Origin of the sequence: Cedecea neteri (genome assembly GCF_000758325.1) — a bacterium.
GTDB classification, from domain to species: Bacteria; Pseudomonadota; Gammaproteobacteria; order Enterobacterales; family Enterobacteriaceae; genus Cedecea; species Cedecea neteri_B.
The window spans coordinates 938,879-957,549 of record NZ_CP009459.1 but is presented as its reverse complement, the minus strand read 5'-3'; the positions used below and the strand labels follow the sequence as shown (position 1 = coordinate 957,549).

General features: G+C 56.3%; 17 protein-coding genes and 1 pseudogene. 15 read left to right on the top strand and 3 right to left on the bottom strand.

The annotated features are described in order from the left end of the window. Window positions 1-4: 4 nt before the first annotated feature. The 10 genes and pseudogenes from dnaN (at window position 5) to LH86_RS04530 (ending at window position 11,028) form a co-directional block, all read left to right on the top strand. Window positions 5-1,105: a DNA polymerase III subunit beta gene (dnaN, locus tag LH86_RS04575; RefSeq protein ID WP_008460651.1), complete on the top strand. Its 1,101-nt coding sequence runs from the start codon at window positions 5-7 to the stop codon at window positions 1,103-1,105. Beyond that, complete coding sequence (gene recF, locus LH86_RS04570) at window positions 1,106-2,179, top strand: DNA replication/repair protein RecF (protein ID WP_039298758.1); 1,074 nt, start codon at window positions 1,106-1,108, stop codon at window positions 2,177-2,179. A gap of 28 nt (window positions 2,180-2,207) precedes the next feature. Beyond that, window positions 2,208-4,622 carry a DNA topoisomerase (ATP-hydrolyzing) subunit B gene (gyrB, locus tag LH86_RS04565; protein WP_039298756.1) on the top strand — a complete coding sequence of 805 codons (2,415 nt, stop codon included), beginning with the start codon at window positions 2,208-2,210 and terminating at the stop codon, window positions 4,620-4,622. Between the two features lie 101 nt (window positions 4,623-4,723). Then, window positions 4,724-5,122 carry a YidB family protein gene (locus tag LH86_RS04560; protein WP_039298753.1) on the top strand — a complete coding sequence of 133 codons (399 nt, stop codon included), beginning with the start codon at window positions 4,724-4,726 and terminating at the stop codon, window positions 5,120-5,122. 148 nt (window positions 5,123-5,270) lie between these two features. Next, complete coding sequence (yidA, locus tag LH86_RS04555) at window positions 5,271-6,083, top strand: sugar-phosphatase (RefSeq protein ID WP_039298751.1); 813 nt, start codon at window positions 5,271-5,273, stop codon at window positions 6,081-6,083. Between the two features lie 226 nt (window positions 6,084-6,309). Then, complete coding sequence (dgoR, locus tag LH86_RS04550; protein ID WP_039298749.1) at window positions 6,310-6,999, top strand: D-galactonate utilization transcriptional regulator DgoR; 690 nt, start codon at window positions 6,310-6,312, stop codon at window positions 6,997-6,999. Next, the gene (locus LH86_RS04545; protein ID WP_039298747.1) at window positions 6,996-7,880 is read left to right on the top strand and encodes a 2-dehydro-3-deoxygalactonokinase; all 885 of its coding nucleotides are present in this window, start codon (window positions 6,996-6,998) and stop codon (window positions 7,878-7,880) included. Before dgoR ends, LH86_RS04545 begins: the two co-directional genes overlap by 4 nt. Then, window positions 7,864-8,481 carry a 2-dehydro-3-deoxy-6-phosphogalactonate aldolase gene (locus tag LH86_RS04540; protein ID WP_039298745.1) on the top strand — a complete coding sequence of 206 codons (618 nt, stop codon included), beginning with the start codon at window positions 7,864-7,866 and terminating at the stop codon, window positions 8,479-8,481. Before LH86_RS04545 ends, LH86_RS04540 begins: the two co-directional genes overlap by 17 nt. Next, window positions 8,478-9,626 carry a galactonate dehydratase gene (gene dgoD / locus LH86_RS04535; protein WP_039298742.1) on the top strand — a complete coding sequence of 383 codons (1,149 nt, stop codon included), beginning with the start codon at window positions 8,478-8,480 and terminating at the stop codon, window positions 9,624-9,626. The genes LH86_RS04540 and dgoD overlap by 4 nt, the downstream gene beginning before the upstream one ends. A gap of 65 nt (window positions 9,627-9,691) precedes the next feature. Continuing rightward, window positions 9,692-11,028 (top strand): annotated as a pseudogene (locus LH86_RS04530) (MFS transporter). A gap of 32 nt (window positions 11,029-11,060) precedes the next feature. Here the strand turns inward: LH86_RS04530 and LH86_RS04525 are convergent. Further along, window positions 11,061-12,182 carry an agmatine deiminase family protein gene (locus LH86_RS04525; protein WP_039298738.1) on the bottom strand — a complete coding sequence of 374 codons (1,122 nt, stop codon included), beginning with the start codon at window positions 12,180-12,182 and terminating at the stop codon, window positions 11,061-11,063. A 129-nt stretch (window positions 12,183-12,311) separates the two neighbouring features. Between LH86_RS04525 and LH86_RS04520 the strand changes: the two genes are divergently transcribed. Further along, complete coding sequence (locus LH86_RS04520; RefSeq protein WP_039298736.1) at window positions 12,312-13,187, top strand: LysR substrate-binding domain-containing protein; 876 nt, start codon at window positions 12,312-12,314, stop codon at window positions 13,185-13,187. Between the two features lie 45 nt (window positions 13,188-13,232). Then, entirely contained in the window at window positions 13,233-14,498 is a 1,266-nt protein-coding gene (locus LH86_RS04515; RefSeq protein ID WP_039305921.1) for a DUF3748 domain-containing protein, read from the top strand. A gap of 5 nt (window positions 14,499-14,503) precedes the next feature. Here the strand turns inward: LH86_RS04515 and LH86_RS04510 are convergent, their stop codons facing one another. Continuing rightward, complete coding sequence (locus LH86_RS04510; RefSeq protein ID WP_081942994.1) at window positions 14,504-14,836, bottom strand: YceK/YidQ family lipoprotein; 333 nt, start codon at window positions 14,834-14,836, stop codon at window positions 14,504-14,506. Window positions 14,837-15,150: 314 nt separating this feature from the next. On the opposite strand from LH86_RS04510, the gene ibpA reads away from it, so the two are divergent. The 3 genes from ibpA (at window position 15,151) to LH86_RS04495 (ending at window position 17,886) form a co-directional block, all read left to right on the top strand. Then, window positions 15,151-15,564 (top strand): small heat shock chaperone IbpA, encoded by a 414-nt coding sequence (ibpA, locus tag LH86_RS04505; RefSeq protein WP_008460663.1) that lies wholly within the window; start codon window positions 15,151-15,153, stop codon window positions 15,562-15,564. 113 nt (window positions 15,565-15,677) lie between these two features. Beyond that, on the top strand, window positions 15,678-16,106 hold the full coding sequence (gene ibpB / locus LH86_RS04500; RefSeq protein ID WP_039298731.1) for a small heat shock chaperone IbpB: 429 nt from the start codon (window positions 15,678-15,680) through the stop codon (window positions 16,104-16,106). 121 nt (window positions 16,107-16,227) lie between these two features. After that, a complete protein-coding gene (locus LH86_RS04495) occupies window positions 16,228-17,886 on the top strand; it encodes a putative transporter (RefSeq protein WP_039298728.1) in 1,659 nt (552 codons plus the stop codon). A 15-nt stretch (window positions 17,887-17,901) separates the two neighbouring features. Here the strand turns inward: LH86_RS04495 and LH86_RS04490 are convergent, their stop codons facing one another. Continuing rightward, window positions 17,902-18,624, bottom strand: a complete 723-nt coding sequence (locus LH86_RS04490) for a GntR family transcriptional regulator (RefSeq protein WP_039298725.1) — start codon at window positions 18,622-18,624, stop codon at window positions 17,902-17,904. Window positions 18,625-18,671 lie beyond the last annotated feature (47 nt).

Here is an 18,671-nt window from a genome sequence, read left to right as displayed (position 1 = left end):
CGCTATGAAATTTACCGTTGAACGTGAACATTTATTAAAACCGCTGCAGCAGGTAAGTGGCCCTCTCGGAGGCCGCCCGACTCTGCCTATCCTGGGCAACCTGTTGTTGCAGGTGGCTGAAGGTGCACTCTCTTTAACCGGTACCGATCTGGAAATGGAGATGGTGGCGCGCGTGGCGCTGGTACAGCCTCATGAACCTGGGGCAACAACCGTACCTGCACGTAAATTCTTCGATATCTGCCGTGGCCTCCCGGAAGGGGCTGAAATTGCGGTACAGCTGGAGGGCGACCGTATGCTGGTGCGCTCCGGGCGTAGCCGCTTCTCGCTTTCCACGCTGCCGGCGGCGGACTTCCCGAACCTGGACGACTGGCAGAGCGAGGTAGAATTTACCCTGCCGCAGGCGACCATGAAGCGCCTGATCGAAGCCACGCAGTTCTCTATGGCGCATCAGGACGTTCGCTATTACCTGAACGGCATGCTGTTCGAAACCGAAGGCGAAGACCTGCGTACCGTTGCAACGGACGGCCACCGCCTGGCGGTCTGTTCCATGCCGGTGGGCCAGCCTTTGCCAAACCATTCGGTTATCGTGCCGCGTAAAGGCGTGATTGAGCTTATGCGTATGCTTGACGGCGGTGAAACCCCGCTGCACGTACAAATCGGCAGCAATAACATTCGCGCACACGTCGGCGACTTCATCTTTACCTCCAAGCTGGTAGATGGCCGCTTCCCGGATTACCGTCGCGTGCTGCCGAAGAACCCGGATAAACACCTCGATGCAGGCTGCGATCTGCTGAAGCAGGCGTTTGCCCGTGCGGCGATTCTGTCGAACGAGAAATTCCGCGGTGTGCGCCTGTTCGTCAGCGAAAACCAGCTGAAAATAACGGCAAACAACCCCGAGCAGGAAGAAGCAGAAGAGATTCTGGACGTTTCCTACGACGGTACCGAGATGGAAATCGGCTTCAACGTCAGCTATGTGCTGGACGTGCTGAACGCCCTGAAGTGCGAGAACGTCCGCATTTTGCTGACCGACTCCGTTTCCAGCGTGCAGATTGAAGACGCGGCCAGCCAGGCGGCGGCCTATGTTGTTATGCCAATGAGACTGTAGATGTCACTTACGCGTTTGCTGATTAAAGACTTTCGCAACATCGAAAACGCGGATCTCGCTCTTTCTCCTGGCTTTAATTTTCTGGTCGGTGCTAACGGCAGCGGCAAAACCAGCGTGCTTGAGGCGATTTATACCCTCGGGCACGGTCGCGCTTTTCGCAGCCTGAAAATTGAACGCGTGATCCGCCATGAACAGGACGCTTTTGTTTTGCACGGGCGGCTTCAGGACGGTGAAAGGGAAACCTCAATCGGCCTGACCAAAGACCGCACCGGCGATAGCAAAGTGCGCATTGACGGCAGCGACGGCCACAAAATCGCCGAACTGGCGATGATGATGCCGATGCAGCTGATTACCCCGGAGGGGTTTACTTTGCTGGGCGGCGGCCCCAAATACCGTAGAGCTTTCCTTGATTGGGGCTGCTTTCACAATGAACCCGGCTTTTTTGTGGCCTGGAGTAATCTCAAACGCCTGCTGAAGCAACGTAACGCCGCGTTGCGCCAGGTGACACGCTACGCGCAGCTGCGCCCGTGGGATCAGGAGCTGATTCCGCTGGCCGAGCAAATCAGCCGCTGGCGCGCCGACTACAGCGCCGCCATTGCGGAAGATATGGCCGATACCTGCGCACAGTTTTTACCGGAATTTGCCCTGAGCTTCTCCTTCCAGCGCGGCTGGGAGAAAGAGAGCGACTATAGCGAAGTGCTGGAGCGTAATTTCGAACGCGACCGGATGCTGACCTATACCGCGCACGGCCCGCATAAAGCAGATTTTCGTATTCGTGCCGACGGGGCTCCGGTGGAAGACACGCTCTCGCGCGGGCAGCTTAAATTACTGATGTGCGCCTTACGACTGGCGCAGGGTGAGTTTCTCACCCGGCAGAACGGGCGGCGTTGCCTGTATCTGATAGATGATTTTGCCTCTGAACTGGATGACGCCAGGCGCGGCCTGTTGGCCAGCCGGTTAAAGGCCACGGAGTCACAAGTTTTTGTTAGCGCGATCAGCGCCGAACATGTGATGGATATGGCGGACAAAAATTCAAAGATGTTCGCCGTGGATCAGGGTAAAATAGCGGATTAACCCAAGATTAAATGAGCGAGAAACGTTGATGTCGAATTCTTATGACTCCTCCAGTATCAAAGTCCTTAAGGGGCTGGATGCGGTACGTAAGCGCCCGGGCATGTATATCGGCGATACGGATGACGGCACCGGTCTGCACCACATGGTATTTGAGGTCGTGGATAACGCTATCGACGAAGCGCTCGCGGGCCACTGTAAAGACATCGTGGTCACTATCCACGCGGATAACTCCGTCTCGGTAACCGATGATGGCCGTGGTATTCCTACCGGTATTCACCCGGAAGAGGGCGTCTCTGCGGCGCAGGTTATCATGACCGTACTGCACGCCGGCGGGAAGTTCGATGACAACTCCTATAAGGTGTCCGGCGGCCTGCACGGCGTAGGCGTCTCGGTGGTTAACGCCCTGTCCCAGAAGCTTGAGCTGGTCATTCGCCGCGAAGGTAAAGTGCATCAGCAAACCTACATCCACGGTGAGCCTCAGGCTCCGCTGGCAGTGACCGGTGACGCCGATGTGACCGGGACTCAGGTGCGTTTCTGGCCGAGCCATGAAACCTTCACCAACGTAACCGAATTCGAATACGAAATCCTGGCTAAGCGTCTGCGTGAGCTGTCGTTCCTGAACTCTGGCGTGTCTATCCGCCTGGTCGACAAGCGCGACGGCAAACAGGATCACTTCCACTACGAAGGCGGTATCAAGGCTTTCGTTGAGTACCTCAACAAGAACAAAACCCCGATTCACCCGAACGTGTTCTATTTCAGCACTGAAAAAGACGGGATCGGCGTGGAAGTGGCGCTGCAGTGGAACGACGGTTTCCAGGAAAACATCTACTGCTTCACCAACAACATCCCTCAGCGCGACGGCGGTACTCACCTTGCGGGCTTCCGCGCGGCGATGACTCGTACCCTGAACGCCTACATGGACAAAGAAGGCTACAGCAAAAAAGCCAAAGTCAGCGCCACCGGTGACGATGCGCGTGAAGGCCTGATTGCAGTAGTTTCCGTGAAAGTGCCGGATCCTAAATTCTCTTCCCAGACCAAAGACAAGCTGGTTTCTTCGGAAGTGAAATCCGCGGTTGAGCAGCAGATGAACGAACTGCTGGCCGAATACCTGCTGGAAAACCCGTCTGACGCGAAAATCGTTGTCGGCAAAATTATTGATGCTGCACGTGCCCGTGAAGCTGCACGTCGCGCACGTGAAATGACCCGCCGTAAAGGTGCGCTGGATCTGGCTGGCCTGCCGGGCAAGCTGGCGGACTGCCAGGAACGCGATCCGGCGCTGTCTGAACTGTACCTTGTGGAAGGGGACTCTGCGGGCGGCTCTGCAAAACAGGGGCGTAACCGTAAGAACCAGGCGATCCTGCCGCTAAAAGGTAAAATCCTTAACGTTGAGAAGGCGCGCTTCGACAAGATGCTCTCTTCTCAGGAAGTGGCGACGCTTATCACCGCATTGGGCTGCGGCATTGGCCGTGACGAGTACAACCCGGACAAGCTGCGCTACCACAGCATCATCATCATGACCGATGCCGACGTCGACGGCTCTCACATTCGTACGCTGCTGCTGACCTTCTTCTACCGTCAGATGCCGGAAATCGTTGAGCGTGGCCACGTCTACATCGCTCAGCCGCCGCTGTACAAAGTGAAGAAAGGCAAGCAGGAACAGTACATCAAAGATGATGAGGCGATGGACCAGTACCAGATCGCTATCGCCCTTGACGGTGCAACCCTGCACACCAACGCCAGTGCACCTGCGCTGGCTGGCGAACCACTCGAGAAGCTGGTGGCGGAATACAACACCGCGCAGAAAATGATTGGCCGCATGGAGCGTCGTTATCCACGCAACCTGCTGAATAACCTGGTTTATCACCCGACGCTGCAGGTGGCCGACCTGGCCGATGAAGCGAAAGTGACGCAGTGGATTTCTGCGCTGACCGCGACGCTGAACGAAAAAGAGCAACACGGCAGCACCTGGAAATACGATATTCACCATAACAGCGAGCTGAACGTGTTTGAGCCGATTGTACGCGTGCGTACTCACGGCGTGGACACCGACTACGTGCTGGAAAAAGAGTTTGTGGAAGGGGGCGAATATGGCCGTCTTTGCGCACTCGGTGAGAAGCTGCGTGGTCTGATTGAAGAAGATGCCTTTATCGAACGTGGCGAACGTCGTCAGCCGGTAGCCAGCTTCGAGCAGGCGCTGGAGTGGCTGCAGAAAGAGTCACGTCGTGGCCTCGCTATCCAGCGCTATAAAGGCCTGGGTGAAATGAACCCGGATCAGCTGTGGGAAACCACTATGGATCCTGACAGCCGCCGCATGCTGCGCGTGACCGTTAAAGACGCGATTGCCGCGGACCAGCTGTTCACTACCCTGATGGGCGATGCGGTTGAACCACGCCGTGCATTTATCGAAGAGAACGCCCTGAAAGCGGCGAACATCGATATCTAAGGCCAGCCCAGCCAGACTAAAGAGCCGTGCTTTTAGCACGGCTTTTTTTATGGGCGCTATACTTTCCGGTGTCGATTTTCTACATCACAGAGGGAAACCCCATGGGACTTTTTGATCAGGTTGCGGGCTCGCTGCTGAACGGCGACGCCGGTAAATATCAGGCCATTTTAAGCTGGGTGGAACAGCAGGGGGGCATTCAGGCGCTGCTGGACAAACTGCGGCAGGGGGGATTAAGCGATATTGTTTCCTCCTGGCTTAGCAGCAATACGACAAACCAGTCGCTTAGCGGCGAGCAGATAACTCAGGCTTTGGGTTCGCCTTCCGTTGCCGCACTGGGTGAGAAGCTGGGTGTTGATACGGGGTCTGCCTCCGCTTTGCTGGCGGAATACCTGCCGAAGGTGATAGACGCGCTGTCGCCCAACGGCGAAGTGACGCCGGAAGCCCATAACGATCTGCTAAGCGCTGGCGTTAACCTTTTGAAAGGTAAGTTGTTCAGTTAACTTTTTTGTTGGCCCCGGCTGTCTGTCCGGGGCTTTGAAAAGAGGAGTTTGTCCGCCGCCTTTCATCCTCCTTTTCCCCGGTGTTTACTGCTGTTTTTTGAGCGGAATCGCGTTAGCATGAGGTAAATCCATTACCTCTGAAGATCCCATGGCCATAAAACTGATTGCAATTGATATGGATGGCACGCTGCTGCTGCCAGACCACACTATCTCTCCGGCGGTAAAACAGGCCGTTGCGGCGGCGCGAGAGCGCGGCGTGAACGTCGTGATCTGTACCGGTCGTCCGTTTGCTGGCGTTGAAAGCTACCTGCGTGAACTGCAGATGGATAAGCCTGGCGACTACTGCATTACCTACAACGGCGCGCTGGTGCAGAAGGCGAGCGACGGCAGCACCGTCGCCCAGACGGCGCTGAACTATGACGACTATCGTTTCCTGGAAAACCTGTCCCGCGAAGTGGGCTCACACTTCCATGCGCTGGATCGCCATACTCTGTACACCGCGAACCGCGATATCAGCTACTACACGGTGCATGAGTCCTTTATCGCCAGTATTCCTCTGGTGTTCTGCGAAGCGGAAAACATGGATAAAAACGGCGAGTTCTTAAAAGTCATGATGATTGACGAGCCGGCCATTCTCGATGAAGCCATCACCCGAATCCCGGCCGACGTCTTTGAGCGCTATACGCTGCTGAAAAGCTCGCCTTACTTCCTGGAGATCCTCGACAAGCGCGTCAACAAAGGCACCGGCGTGAAGTCACTGGCGGAGAAACTGGGCATTAAGCCGGAAGAAGTGATGACCATCGGTGACCAGGAAAACGACATCGCAATGCTGGAATATGCGGGCATGGGTGTGGCGATGGACAACGCGACCGACAAAGTGAAAGCCGTCAGCAACTTCGTTACCAAATCCAACCTGGAAGACGGCGTGGCCTACGCTATCGAGAAGTTTGTGCTGAATTAACGACTGCTTCTCATGCCTGCTGCCCTGGCTCTGCCGGGGCTTTTTTTACCCTTTCGATCGTCAATTGCCTATTATGTGATCCATATTGTAGTACAACATGAGTATATTGTACTACATTGAGCGCAATGGAACGGCATTTGGCCTCACATTTGTACTTCAAAAATGCGGTGAAATTCGCCGGGAGCGGTAAAGTAACGGGTAAGACTTTATGAACAAGGAACCCGTCATGACCCTCAATAAAACCGACCGCATTATCGTCACGCTGGGCCAGCAAATCGTGAGTGGCAAATACGCGCCGGGCGCGGCATTACCGGCAGAAGCCGAGCTGTGCGAAGAGTTTGAAACATCGCGGAACATCATTCGGGAAGTGTTTCGCTCGCTGATGGCAAAGCGGCTGATTGAAATGAAGCGTTATCGCGGCGCGTTCGTTCAGCCCCGTAACCAGTGGAACTATCTTGATACCGAGGTGTTGCAGTGGGTGCTGGCGAACGACTACGACCCGCGCCTCATTGCCGCGATGAGTGAAGTGCGAAATCTGGTTGAACCCGCTATTGCTCGCTGGGCGGCGGAGCGCGCGACATCGAATGATCTGGCCCGGATAGAAGGTGCTTTGAACGACATGGTGGCGAATAACCAGAACCGTGACGCGTTTAACGAGGCGGATATCCGCTACCACGAAGCGGTGTTGGAGTCCGTACATAACCCGGTTTTACAGCAGTTGAGTATTGCTATCAGCTCCCTGCAACGGGCCGTTTTTGAGCGAACCTGGATGGGCGATGAGGCCAACATGCCGAGAACCCTTCAGGAACATAAAGCGCTGTATGACGCGATCCGTCATCAAGACAGCGCAGCAGCGGAGCAGGCGGCACTCACCATGATCGCCAGCTCCACTAAACGACTAAAGGACATTACATGACATCTCGCTACATCGCCATTGACTGGGGGTCGACCAACCTTCGCACCTGGCTCTACCAGGACGGGGAATGCATCGACAGCCGCAAAAGTACTTCAGGCGTGACGCGCCTGGGCGGCAAGTCCCCGGAGGCGGTGTTTAGTGAGGTTGTTGCAGGTTGGCGAGATACGCTCACGCCGGCGCTGATGGCCGGTATGGTTGGTAGTAATGCGGGCTGGAAAATTGCCCCGTATCTGCCTTGCCCCGCTCGCTTTGCTACTTTCAGCGAGCAAATGACCGCCGTGGCTGAGCAGGTGTGGATAGTCCCAGGCCTGTGCGTGCAGCGCGAAGACAACCAAAACGTGATGCGTGGCGAAGAGACCCAGCTGCTGGGTGCCCGCGCGCTGCAGCCTGCTCCGCTTTATATTATGCCTGGTACCCACTGCAAATGGGTGCAAACGGATGAAGAGTCGGTACTCGATTTCCGCACCGTATTGACCGGCGAACTGCATCATCTGCTGCTTCAGCATTCCCTGATTGGTACTGGCCTGCCAGAACAACAGGCCAGCCCTGAGGCGTTTAACGCCGGGCTCGAGCGCGGGATCAATGATGGCGACCTGCTGCCTCAGCTCTTTGAGGTACGCGCCGCGCATGTGCTGGGCCAGCTACCGCGAGAGCAGGTAAGCGATTTCCTTTCCGGGCTGTTGATTGGCAGCGAAGTGGCGACGATGACGCGCCGTTTTGCCTGTCCGGTCGGGCAGCCTGTCACCATTGTGGCCAATCCCGCGCTTAGCGCTCGCTATCAGGCAGCTTTATCCCTGCTCGGCTTTAGCAGCCAGGTGGTGGATGGCGACAATGCTTTCCAGGCAGGAATAAGGAGTATTGCAAATGCAGTGGCAAACTAAGCTTCCGCTGATCGCGATTTTACGCGGCATCACCCCGCAGGAGGTCCAGGCGCACGTAATCGCGCTGTTGGACGCCGGGTTTGATGCGGTGGAAATTCCCCTCAACTCACCGCTGTGGCAGCAAAGCATCGCCTCTATGGTCGCAGAATTCGGCGATAAAGCGCTGATCGGGGCGGGCACTGTACTCAAGGTGGATCAGGTAGACGAACTGGCGGCAATGGGCAGCAAGCTGATGGTCACGCCGAACACACAGCCGGACGTGATCCGCCGCGCCGTGGCAAGCGGTATGACGGTTTGTGCGGGCTGTGCAACGGCCTCCGAGGCTTTTTCCGCGCTGGAGGCGGGCGCGCAGACGCTGAAAATTTTCCCTTCTTCTGCCTTCGGGCCGGACTACATCAAAGCGCTGAAAGCCGTGCTTCCGCCGGACGTGCCGGTGTTTGCCGTCGGCGGCGTTACGCCGGAAAACCTGCATATCTGGCTGCAGGCTGGCTGCGCTGGGGCGGGGTTGGGCAGCGATTTATACCGTGCCGGGCAGCCGGTGAGCCGCACCAGCGAAAGGGCAAAAGCATTTGTTAAAGCGTATCAAGAGGCCGTGCAATGAAAATTACCAAACTGACGACGTACCGTTTACCGCCGCGCTGGATGTTCCTGAAAATTGAGACTGACGAGGGTGTAGTGGGCTGGGGGGAACCGGTTATCGAGGGGCGCGCCCGCAGCGTTGAGGCAGCGGTGCATGAACTAAGCGAATACCTGATTGGACAGGATCCGGCCCGCATTAACGACCTGTGGCAGGTGATGTATCGCGGCGGGTTCTATCGCGGTGGCCCGATTCTGATGAGCGCCATTGCCGGGATCGATCAGGCGCTGTGGGATATTAAAGGTAAGGTGCTTAACGCGCCGGTATGGCAGCTTATGGGCGGCCTGGTGCGCGATAAAATTAAAGCCTACAGCTGGGTTGGCGGCGACCGCCCGGCAGAAGTGATCGACGGAATTAAATCCTTACGCAAAATTGGTTTCGATACCTTTAAATTAAATGGCTGCGAGGAGATGGGCATTATTGATAATTCCCGTGCCGTTGACGCCGCCGTAAATACGGTGGCTCAAATTCGCGAAACCTTCGGCAATGAAATTGAATTTGGCCTGGATTTCCATGGGCGGGTAAGCGCCCCGATGGCTAAAGTATTAATTAAAGAACTGGAGCCGTATCGCCCTCTGTTTATTGAAGAACCGGTTCTGGCGGAACAGGCGGAATATTATCCACGCCTGGCGGCGCAAACGCACATTCCTATCGCGGCAGGCGAACGCATGTTCTCCCGCTTTGAATTTAAGCGCGTGCTGGAAGCGGGCGGTATTGCCATTCTGCAGCCGGATCTCTCCCACGCAGGCGGCATCACCGAATGCTATAAAATTGCCGGTATGGCAGAAGCTTACGATGTTTCTCTCGCGCCGCACTGTCCGCTGGGACCGATTGCGCTGGCCGCCTGCTTGCATATCGACTTTGTTTCCCGTAACGCGGTATTCCAGGAGCAAAGCATGGGTATCCACTATAACAAAGGTGCCGAGCTACTCGACTTCGTGAAAAACAAAGAAGACTTTAAAATGGACGGCGGTTATTTCCTGCCGCTGATGAAACCGGGGCTTGGGGTTGAAATTGACGAAGAGCAGGTGATTGCCCGCAGTAAAAATGCTACCGACTGGCGAAACCCTTTATGGCGTCACGCCGACGGTTCCGTGGCTGAATGGTAAAAAAATAACGTCAGAAGTCAGCAGTAAATAATAAAACATTATAAACACCCTCTGTATCACAGGGCATGGTGATGAGATTCGCCATGCCATATTCTGGAGATGAAATATCATGGATATTTCTGTAACGACAGTGAAACCTACGCGCCGCCGTTATTTAACGCTGGTGATGATCTTTATTACGGTGGTGATTTGCTACGTTGACCGCGCCAACCTCGCGGTTGCCTCAGCCCATATTCAGGAAGAGTTTGGTATCACCAAAACGGAAATGGGCTATATCTTCTCGGCCTTTGCCTGGCTTTATACCCTGTGCCAGATCCCGGGCGGCTGGTTTCTCGACCGCGTGGGTTCCCGACTGACCTATTTTATTGCCATCATGGGGTGGTCCGTTGCCACTTTGTTCCAGGGGTTTGCGACCGGTCTGCTGTCGCTGATTGGCCTGCGCGCGATTACCGGTATTTTTGAAGCACCGGCGTTCCCGACCAATAACCGGATGGTGACAAGCTGGTTCCCGGAGCACGAGCGTGCGTCTGCGGTGGGCTTTTACACCTCCGGGCAGTTTGTTGGCCTGGCATTCCTTACGCCACTGCTGATCTGGATTCAGGAGCTTTTAAGCTGGCATTGGGTGTTTATCGTAACCGGCGGGGTCGGCATCATCTGGTCGATTATCTGGTTTAAGGTTTATCAGCCGCCGCGTAAGAGCAAAGGCATTAACGCCGCTGAGCTGGACTACATTCGCGAAGGCGGTGGCCTTGTGGACGGCGATGCTCCAGTAGAAAAGAAAGCGCGTAAGCCGCTGAGCGCCGCCGACTGGAAACTGGTGTTCCACCGTAAGCTGGTAGGTGTTTATTTGGGCCAGTTCGCGGTAGCTTCAACGCTATGGTTTTTCCTGACCTGGTTCCCGAACTACCTGACGCAGGAAAAAGGCATTACCGCTCTGAAGGCTGGTTTTATGACCACGGTGCCATTTCTGGCGGCCTTCTTTGGCGTACTGCTGTCCGGTTGGGTAGCGGACCGCCTGGTGCGGAAAGGGTATTCGCTGGGAATTGCGCGTAAAACACCCATCATTTGCGGTTTGCTGCTCTCAACCTGCATCATGGGAGCTAACTACACTGAGGATCCGGTGTGGATTATGACGCTGATGGCGATTGCCTTCTTCGGTAACGGCTTTGCGTCCATCACCTGGTCGCTGGTGTCCTCCCTGGCACCAATGCGCCTGATTGGCCTGACGGGCGGCGTGTTTAACTTTATCGGCGGCCTCGGCGGGATCACCGTGCCCCTGGTCATTGGCTATCTCGCTCAAAGCTACGGTTTTGCGCCGGCGTTGGTATATATCGCGGCGGTCGCTTTTCTTGGCGCACTTTCCTACATACTGCTGGTGGGGAAAGTGGAAAGGGTGGGTTAAATAAGAGGGAGCGCCTGGTGCGCTCCCTTTTGTTATTTCACTGCGGGTAACTGATTCGTCACGCAGTGAATCCCTCCGCCTCCGGCGGCAATCGCGTCGATGTTCAACTGCACGACCTCACGCTCAGGGTAAAGCGTCGACAGCAGGCGAAATGCCGCCTCATCGGTCTCTTCATCGCCAAATTCCGGGGCGATAATCGCGCCATTTATCACGAAGTAGTTAATGTACCCGGCGGCAAAATCCGGGTTCTCTTCGCTGAAGCGGCTTGCGCGTGGGGCCTGTGGCGGCGTGACGCTGTGCACCTGTAGCCTGCGGCCATCGGCGTCTGTTGCCTGCCTGAGGATCTCCAGATGCGCCTGGGTCACCTTGTGGTCCCAGGAATCCGGGTCGGGATCGAGGTTGGCGATCACCACGCCTGGCTTTACAAAGCGGGCGTAAAAATCGACGTGGGCGTCGGTGATATCTTTGCCTTTGATGCCCGGCAGCCAGATAATCTTCCTCAGACCAAGCTGCGTTTTCAGCTCCTGTTCGACCCGGTCACGGCTCCAGTCCGGGTTACGGTTGGCGTTTACCCAGCTACTTTCGGTCATGATGCCGGTGCCGTGCCCGTCCACTTCAATGCCGCCACCTTCGCCCGTCAGCGCGCTGCGGATGAACGGCACCGCATCGTATTTTTTGGCCATAAACGCCGCCAGCTTCGTGTCTTTGCTGTGCCGCTGTTTATTGCCCCAGCCGTTGAAGTTAAAGCCCACGGCGGCGAGTTTGCCATCCGGCGAAGTGACAAAGCACGCGCCGGTGTCCCGCATCCAGATGTCGTCCAGCTCGGTCACCACGTAGGTTACGTTGTGGCTGCCGCATTTTTCCTCAGCCAGGGTGCGTTCGTGCTCCCGGCAGAATACCGTCAACGGCTGGTAACCGGCGATGGCGTGCGCGATGCGGCCCAGGGCATCCTGCACGTCAGGGGTAAAATCTTTCCAGATGGATCGCTGAGCGCCAAACGCGATAAATGCACGCTGCTGCAGCTCGCCTTCGTCAGGCATGCGCCAGCCAGGGCTGGCGGCCGCGAAGGCGGAAACAGGCAGCCCGAAAGAGCCCGCCATGCCCATCCCGGCCAGCACCGAGGCACATTTGATAAATTCACGACGCGTTGACATACCGGACTCCCGTATAGCTGTTTAACGTAAGAAATTCTGCTCAGTGTTACAGGTTGATATTCCACCACTGGCTGAATTCAGCTTCCAACGATATATTTAGCGGACACCTGATTAGCTCGGCTTATCGATATGTTAAAACACTGGCCACCGTTAAATGCCCTGCGTGGGTTTGAAGCCGCCGCGCGCTTGGGGAGCTTTCATCAAGCTGCCGCGGAATTGCACCTGACTCAATCGGCCATCAGCCAGCAAATCCGCAGTCTGGAGGCTTACCTGGAGCAACCGCTGTTCTTTCGCAGCGGGCGTAGCGTCAGCCTTACGGACGCCGGCCAGGATCTCTACAGCACCGCGCAGGTTATGCTGCAACAGCTGGCTGTGGGTATCCGTCGGCTCGATCAGTACCGCAAGCCGAACCAGCTTATCGTGAACACCACCCCCGCTTTCGCCAGGCACTGGCTGTTGCCCAATCTGGCGGACTTTAATCGCCGGTATCCGCAGACCGATCTTTGGCTGTTCACCAGTTTTGACCCGCCGGACATGGCCAGCGAAACCATCGACGTGGCTATCCGGGACGACCTCAGCCAGCAGGCGGAATGCCTTTTTGAGGTGTTGTACAAGGATAGACTTTATCCGGCCTGTCATCCCGCCGTGCAGGCTATGCCGGTGGAACAGCGAATAACGCTGCACGGCGAACGTGAGATGAGCTGGGAGCACTGGAGCGTGGCTGGCGGGGTGGACGTCGGCCAGCAAAGCCAGGGGATGAATTTCTCCGATGCTGGATTGTTGCTTGACGCCGCTGCAGAGGGACTGGGTATTGCGCTTGTCAGCCAACTGCTGGCAGAAAGAAAAAGGGAAAATGAGCAACTTAGCCCGCTGGTGGAGCAAACCGTACGTGGCGCTGACTGGGCGTGGCTTATCCATCGTGAAAGCGAAAATGACCCGCTAACCCGCCAGTTTTGCGCGTGGCTTCGGGGCAGGCTGCCTGGCAAAGTGGAAAGGCCTGGCTAATTCTTTTACCCTGAGGCGTACTCAGCGCTTCAGGGCAAAACCGTGATTAAACAACTCACCTTCGCACCGCGTCATCATCAGCTTACCAACGTTAATACCTGGACGCCGGACAGCCAGTGGCTGGCCTTCGACGTGCGGCCATCGGGTGCTTCTTTTACCGGCACAACCATCGAGCGAGTTAATACCCAGAACGGTGATGTCGAGGTAGTTTATCGCGCCCCAGAAGGTGCCCACGTTGGCGTGGTGACCGTGAGCCCACGGCAGCCTGAGCGTTACGTTTTCATCCACGGCCCGGAAAACCCGGACACTGACTGGCACTATGACTTCCACCACCGCCGTGGCGTGGTTGTGGCGCAGGGTGAGGCCAGAAACCTTGATGCGATGGACATCACCTCGCCTTATACCCCTGGCGCGCTGCGCGGCGGCAGCCATGTTCACGTCTGGAGTCCGGACGGCAGCCGCCTGAGCTTCACCTACAACGACCACGTTATGCATGAGTTTGATACGCGCTTAGATCTACGTAACGTCGGCATCGCGCTGCCTTTTGGCCCCGTAACGCCGCCAAAACAGCATCCACGAGAATACGGCGGGAGCCATTATTGCGTGCTGGTGAGCCGCACAACGGCAGAGCCACAGCCCGGCAGCGATGAGATTAACCGTGCCTACGAAGAAGGCTGGGTCGGGGAGCATGGCTACCGAAAGCCAGACGGTAGCGTTCAGCGCTGGGCGCTGGCATTTATTGGCGATACCTGGTCGGCAAACGGCGAGAAGGTGCCTGAGCTGTTTATCGTCGATCTGCCCGATGAGCCGCAGGCGTACCAGCAAGCTGGAAGTGAACCGCTGTGTGGCACCGCCACGACGCTGCCAGCGCCGCCAAAAGGTGTGGTGCAGCGCCGGCTGACTTTTACCCATGAGCGCAGCTATCCGGGCCTGGTGAATCAGCCCCGGCACTGGATCCGCAGCAGCCCGGACGGTAGCCAGCTTGCCTTCCTGATGCGCGACGACAGCGGCGTGGTGCAGCTTTGGATGATTTCCCCGAACGGCGGTGAGCCACGGCAGATTACCCACGGTGAGCACGGCATTCAGTCGGCCTTTAACTGGCATCCTTCCGGCAAAGCCCTTGGGTTTGTGCAGCAGGGCCGTGTGGTGCTGTGTGACGCGCAAAGCGGAGCGATTACGGCATTAGGTGCAGCGGAAGGGGAAGCGCCTTCCGGGGACGCTATCGTCTTTTCCCCAAACGGCAAGCAGGTTGCCTGGATGCAGGACATCGATGGTTTCCGCCAGCTATGGTGTGCGGAAACCGGTCTGTAAATGATTCAGTGAGGCAGTTCTGCCGGTGGGATAACGGAGTTAGTGGCCAGATTCTGTTGCTCGCTGGCTTCCACACGCGATCTCACCGAGTTGTCTTTACGGAACATATCCCACGGCAGCAGCACCGTATCGAGCACGGCGGTAAACGGCAGATCCAGCGCAACCAGTGGTTTTATAGCCCAGCTTGTTTCATCGTCGCCAAGCGTTGCTGCGCTGGCTCGCGTGCCCGGATACAAACCTTCTTTGCCGCCGCTGTGTGACATCATACTGGAGCAGCCGGTCAGTAATAACAGCCCGCTGCTAATCACCAGAGTTGGAAACCAGTTTCTCATTATCATTTTGCTGTCATCTTCAATGGTTGGCGGAGTACCAGCCCCAGCGGAGTTATAACATCCGCCTGTGATTTAAAAATGCCCATCGTTCCGCTCTGCGGCGGCTATCGCATATTTTTAACCTTTTATGCTGTTTGCCAGTCTATGTAAGGAAACCTCAGGACGCAAAAAATTTGCAGTAAAGCGCCTTGAAAAATTTTAAGCGAGCCACATTTTAGTAGGGTAACCAAAACGAGTACGCCGATTGGGTGCTCAGGTTCATGGCCTGTCCGACTGGAAGGCTTTTACCATTTACTCGCTGATTTCAGGAGCTTTTTATTATGCGTAACTTCGATCTTTCTCCGTTGTACCGTTCCGCCATTGGTTTCGACCGTCTGTTTAATCTGCTGGAAAGCAACCAGAGCCAAAGTAACGGCGGCTACCCTCCGTACAACGTTGAATTAGTGGACGAAAACCACTATCGGATTGCTATCGCCGTCGCCGGTTTCGCGGAAAGCGAACTTGAGATCACTGCCCAGGATAATTTGCTTATCGTCAAAGGGGCACACGCGGGCGAGCAGCAAGAGCGTACTTACCTCTACCAGGGCATTGCCGAACGCAACTTCGAGCGCAAATTCCAGCTGGCGGAAAACATCCACGTTCGTGGCGCAAACCTTGTCAACGGCCTGCTGTACATCAGCCTGGAACGTGAAATTCCAGAATCGATGAAGCCTCGCCGCATCGAAATCAACTAATTCATGGGGTCGCGCCGCGCGCGGCCCGTCATCAAGCTGGCTTGCCGTCAGGGAGCCAATGCCCGTTCGCATGCGGGCAGGTTATTTCTTGCTTCAAAGAAGGAGAAAACACTATGCGTAACTACGACTTATCCCCACTTCTGCGTCAATGGATCGGCTTCGATAAACTGGCCAACGCGCTGCAGTCCAGTGGTGAAAGCCAGAGCTTCCCGCCGTACAACATCGAAAAAAGCGACGATAATCATTACCGCATTACGCTGGCTTTGGCCGGTTTCCGCCAGGAAGATCTTGATATCGAGCTGGAAGGTACCCGCCTGAGCGTGAAGGGCACGCCGGTTAAACCGGAAAAAGAGATCAACTGGCTGCATCAGGGGCTGGTGACTCAGCCGTTCAGTCTGAGCTTCACCCTGGCCGAGCATATGAAGGTCTCAGGGGCAACGTTCACCCACGGCTTGCTGCACATTGACCTGGTGCGCGACATCCCAGAAGAAGTTGCTCCGCAGCGGATCGCCATTAGCGAACGTCCGGCGCTGAATAGCTAATTCAGTCTCCCTTATCAAGGCCCCTGAAAATGGGGCCTTTTTTGTGCTCCGCGCCCCATTATCCGCCCTTCAGCTCTGCCAGAATCCTTAATAACAATAATGTTATTCACAGGGATTATATATGAGTGGAATAGCGTTAACCGTCAGTATGCTGGCGCTGGTCGCCGTCGTGGGATTGTGGATCGGCAATATCAAGATCCGCGGGGTAGGATTCGGGATCGGAGGCGTGCTGTTCGGCGGTATTATTGTCGGCCACTTTGTCAATCAGGCCGGGATTGGCCTGAATGGCGACATGCTGCACTTTATCCAGGAGTTTGGGCTGATCCTGTTTGTTTACACGATAGGTATCCAGGTCGGGCCCGGTTTCTTCTCATCCCTGCGCGTTTCCGGCCTGCGGCTAAATCTGTTCGCTATACTCATCGTCGTGCTTGGCGCACTGGTCACCGCCGTGGTCTATAAGCTATTCAATGTGCCATTGCCGGTGGTGCTGGGGATCTTCTCCGGTGCCGTCACCAATACCCCAGCGCTGGGTGCCGGGCAGCAGATCCTCACCGATCTCGGTACGCCGGGACAATTGGTTGACCAAATGGGGATGAGCTATGCGATGGCCTATCCGTTTGGGATTTGCGGTATCCTGCTGACCATGTGGCTGTTACGTATGGCTTTTCGCGTCAGCGTTGACAAAGAAGCGCAGCAGTTTGAGGCCAGCAGCGGCCAAAATCACGCCCAGCTGCACACCATGAATATCTGCGTCGCCAACCCAAACCTGAACGGGCTGGCGATTCAGGACGTGCCGATTCTTAACAGCGACGAAATTATCTGCTCCCGGCTCAAGCGCGGAGAGCTGTTAATGGTGCCTTCTCCGGGGACGATCGTTCAGACTGGCGACCTGTTACACCTGGTTGGGGCCGAAAAGGATCTGCATAAAGCGCTGCTGGTGATCGGCAACGAAGTCGACACCTCGCTATCAACCCGGGGTACGGATCTGCGGGTTGAGCGCGTGGTGGTGACCAACGAAAAGGTTCTGGGCAAGAAGATCCGCGACCTGCATCTGAAGCAGAAATATGACGTGGTGATATCTCGCCTTAACCGCGCCGGGGTCGAGCTGGTGGCCAGCAGCAACGCCAGCCTGCAGTTTGGCGATATCCTCAATCTGGTCGGACGGCCTCAATCGATAGATGCGGTTGCGGCAGAAGTCGGTAACGCGCAGCACAAGCTGCAGCAGGTGCAAATGCTGCCGGTGTTCATCGGTATCGGGCTTGGTGTGCTGCTGGGCTCCATTCCGCTGTTTATCCCCGGCTTCCCGGCGGCGCTGCGCCTTGGCCTGGCTGGCGGGCCGCTGATTATGGCGCTGATCCTCGGACGTATCGGCAGCATCGGCAAGCTCTACTGGTTTATGCCGCCGAGTGCGAACCTGGCGCTGCGTGAGCTGGGCATCGTCCTGTTTCTGGCGGTGGTTGGGCTCAAGTCCGGCGGGGATTTTATCGACACGCTGCTGGTGGGCGACGGCATAAGCTGGATTGGTTACGGCATTCTGATTACAGCGGTGCCGCTGATTACCGTTGGCCTGCTTGCTCGCCTGCTGGTGAAGATGAACTACCTGACGCTGTGCGGCATGCTGGCGGGCTCGATGACCGACCCGCCTGCGCTGGCCTTTGCAAACGGGCTGCATGCGACCAGCGGAGCCGCCGCGCTTTCTTACGCCACGGTTTACCCGCTGGTGATGTTCCTGCGCATCATCACTCCTCAGCTGCTGGCACTGCTCTTCTGGGGGCTATAGCTCATCGCCGCCCGACTACTCGGGCGGCACCCTCGTATGATCCCTGCGCAAGTGATAATCCACCTGATATTCGCTGGCATTTCTGAACATCACCGAATAGTTAAGAAACTCGCCTTTGTCGCTGTAGGAGAGCGAGGTGATGCGCAAAATCGGCGTTGCCTCCGCGATGTTCAGCAGCCTGGCCGTTTTGGCGTCGGCGAGCACCGGCGTCAGCGTTTCATAGTTGCCGCTGATAACTATCTGGCATTCATCTTCGATATAGCTGAATTTTGACCCCTCAAGGTGGGCCAGCGACAGGTTGCGAAAGAGTTTGACCGGCATATAGCTGTCTTCCACCATCAGCGGCTTGCCGCCTACGGCACGCACGCGGCGGGAGTAATAAATTTTTTCGTCGATCTTAATGCGCAGCAGGCTGGCTATCGCCGGGGGGGCGGGCATCACGTTAAATTCCAGCACCTCGCTCAGCACCTCTTTGCCCTGGCTGCGCATCACTTCCACAAAACCCGTGAGGTTGGTGGTTTCGTGGTGAACATCTTTTTTGGTGACCCAGGTGCCGCTGCCCTGGCGGCGATTAACCAGCCCCCAACCCACAAGCAAGTCCACCGCTTTGCGAATCGTCATGCGCGACACGCCAAATTCTTCAGCCAGCTTCTTTTCCCCAGGCAGGGGGCTGCCGATGGTGTAATCGGCAGAATTAAGCCGCAGCCTTAGTCGGTCAGCAATGGATTTGTAGATCATAGCTGGACATCTCCAGGCGTTATCCCGCCGTTATATGTCGGTTAATT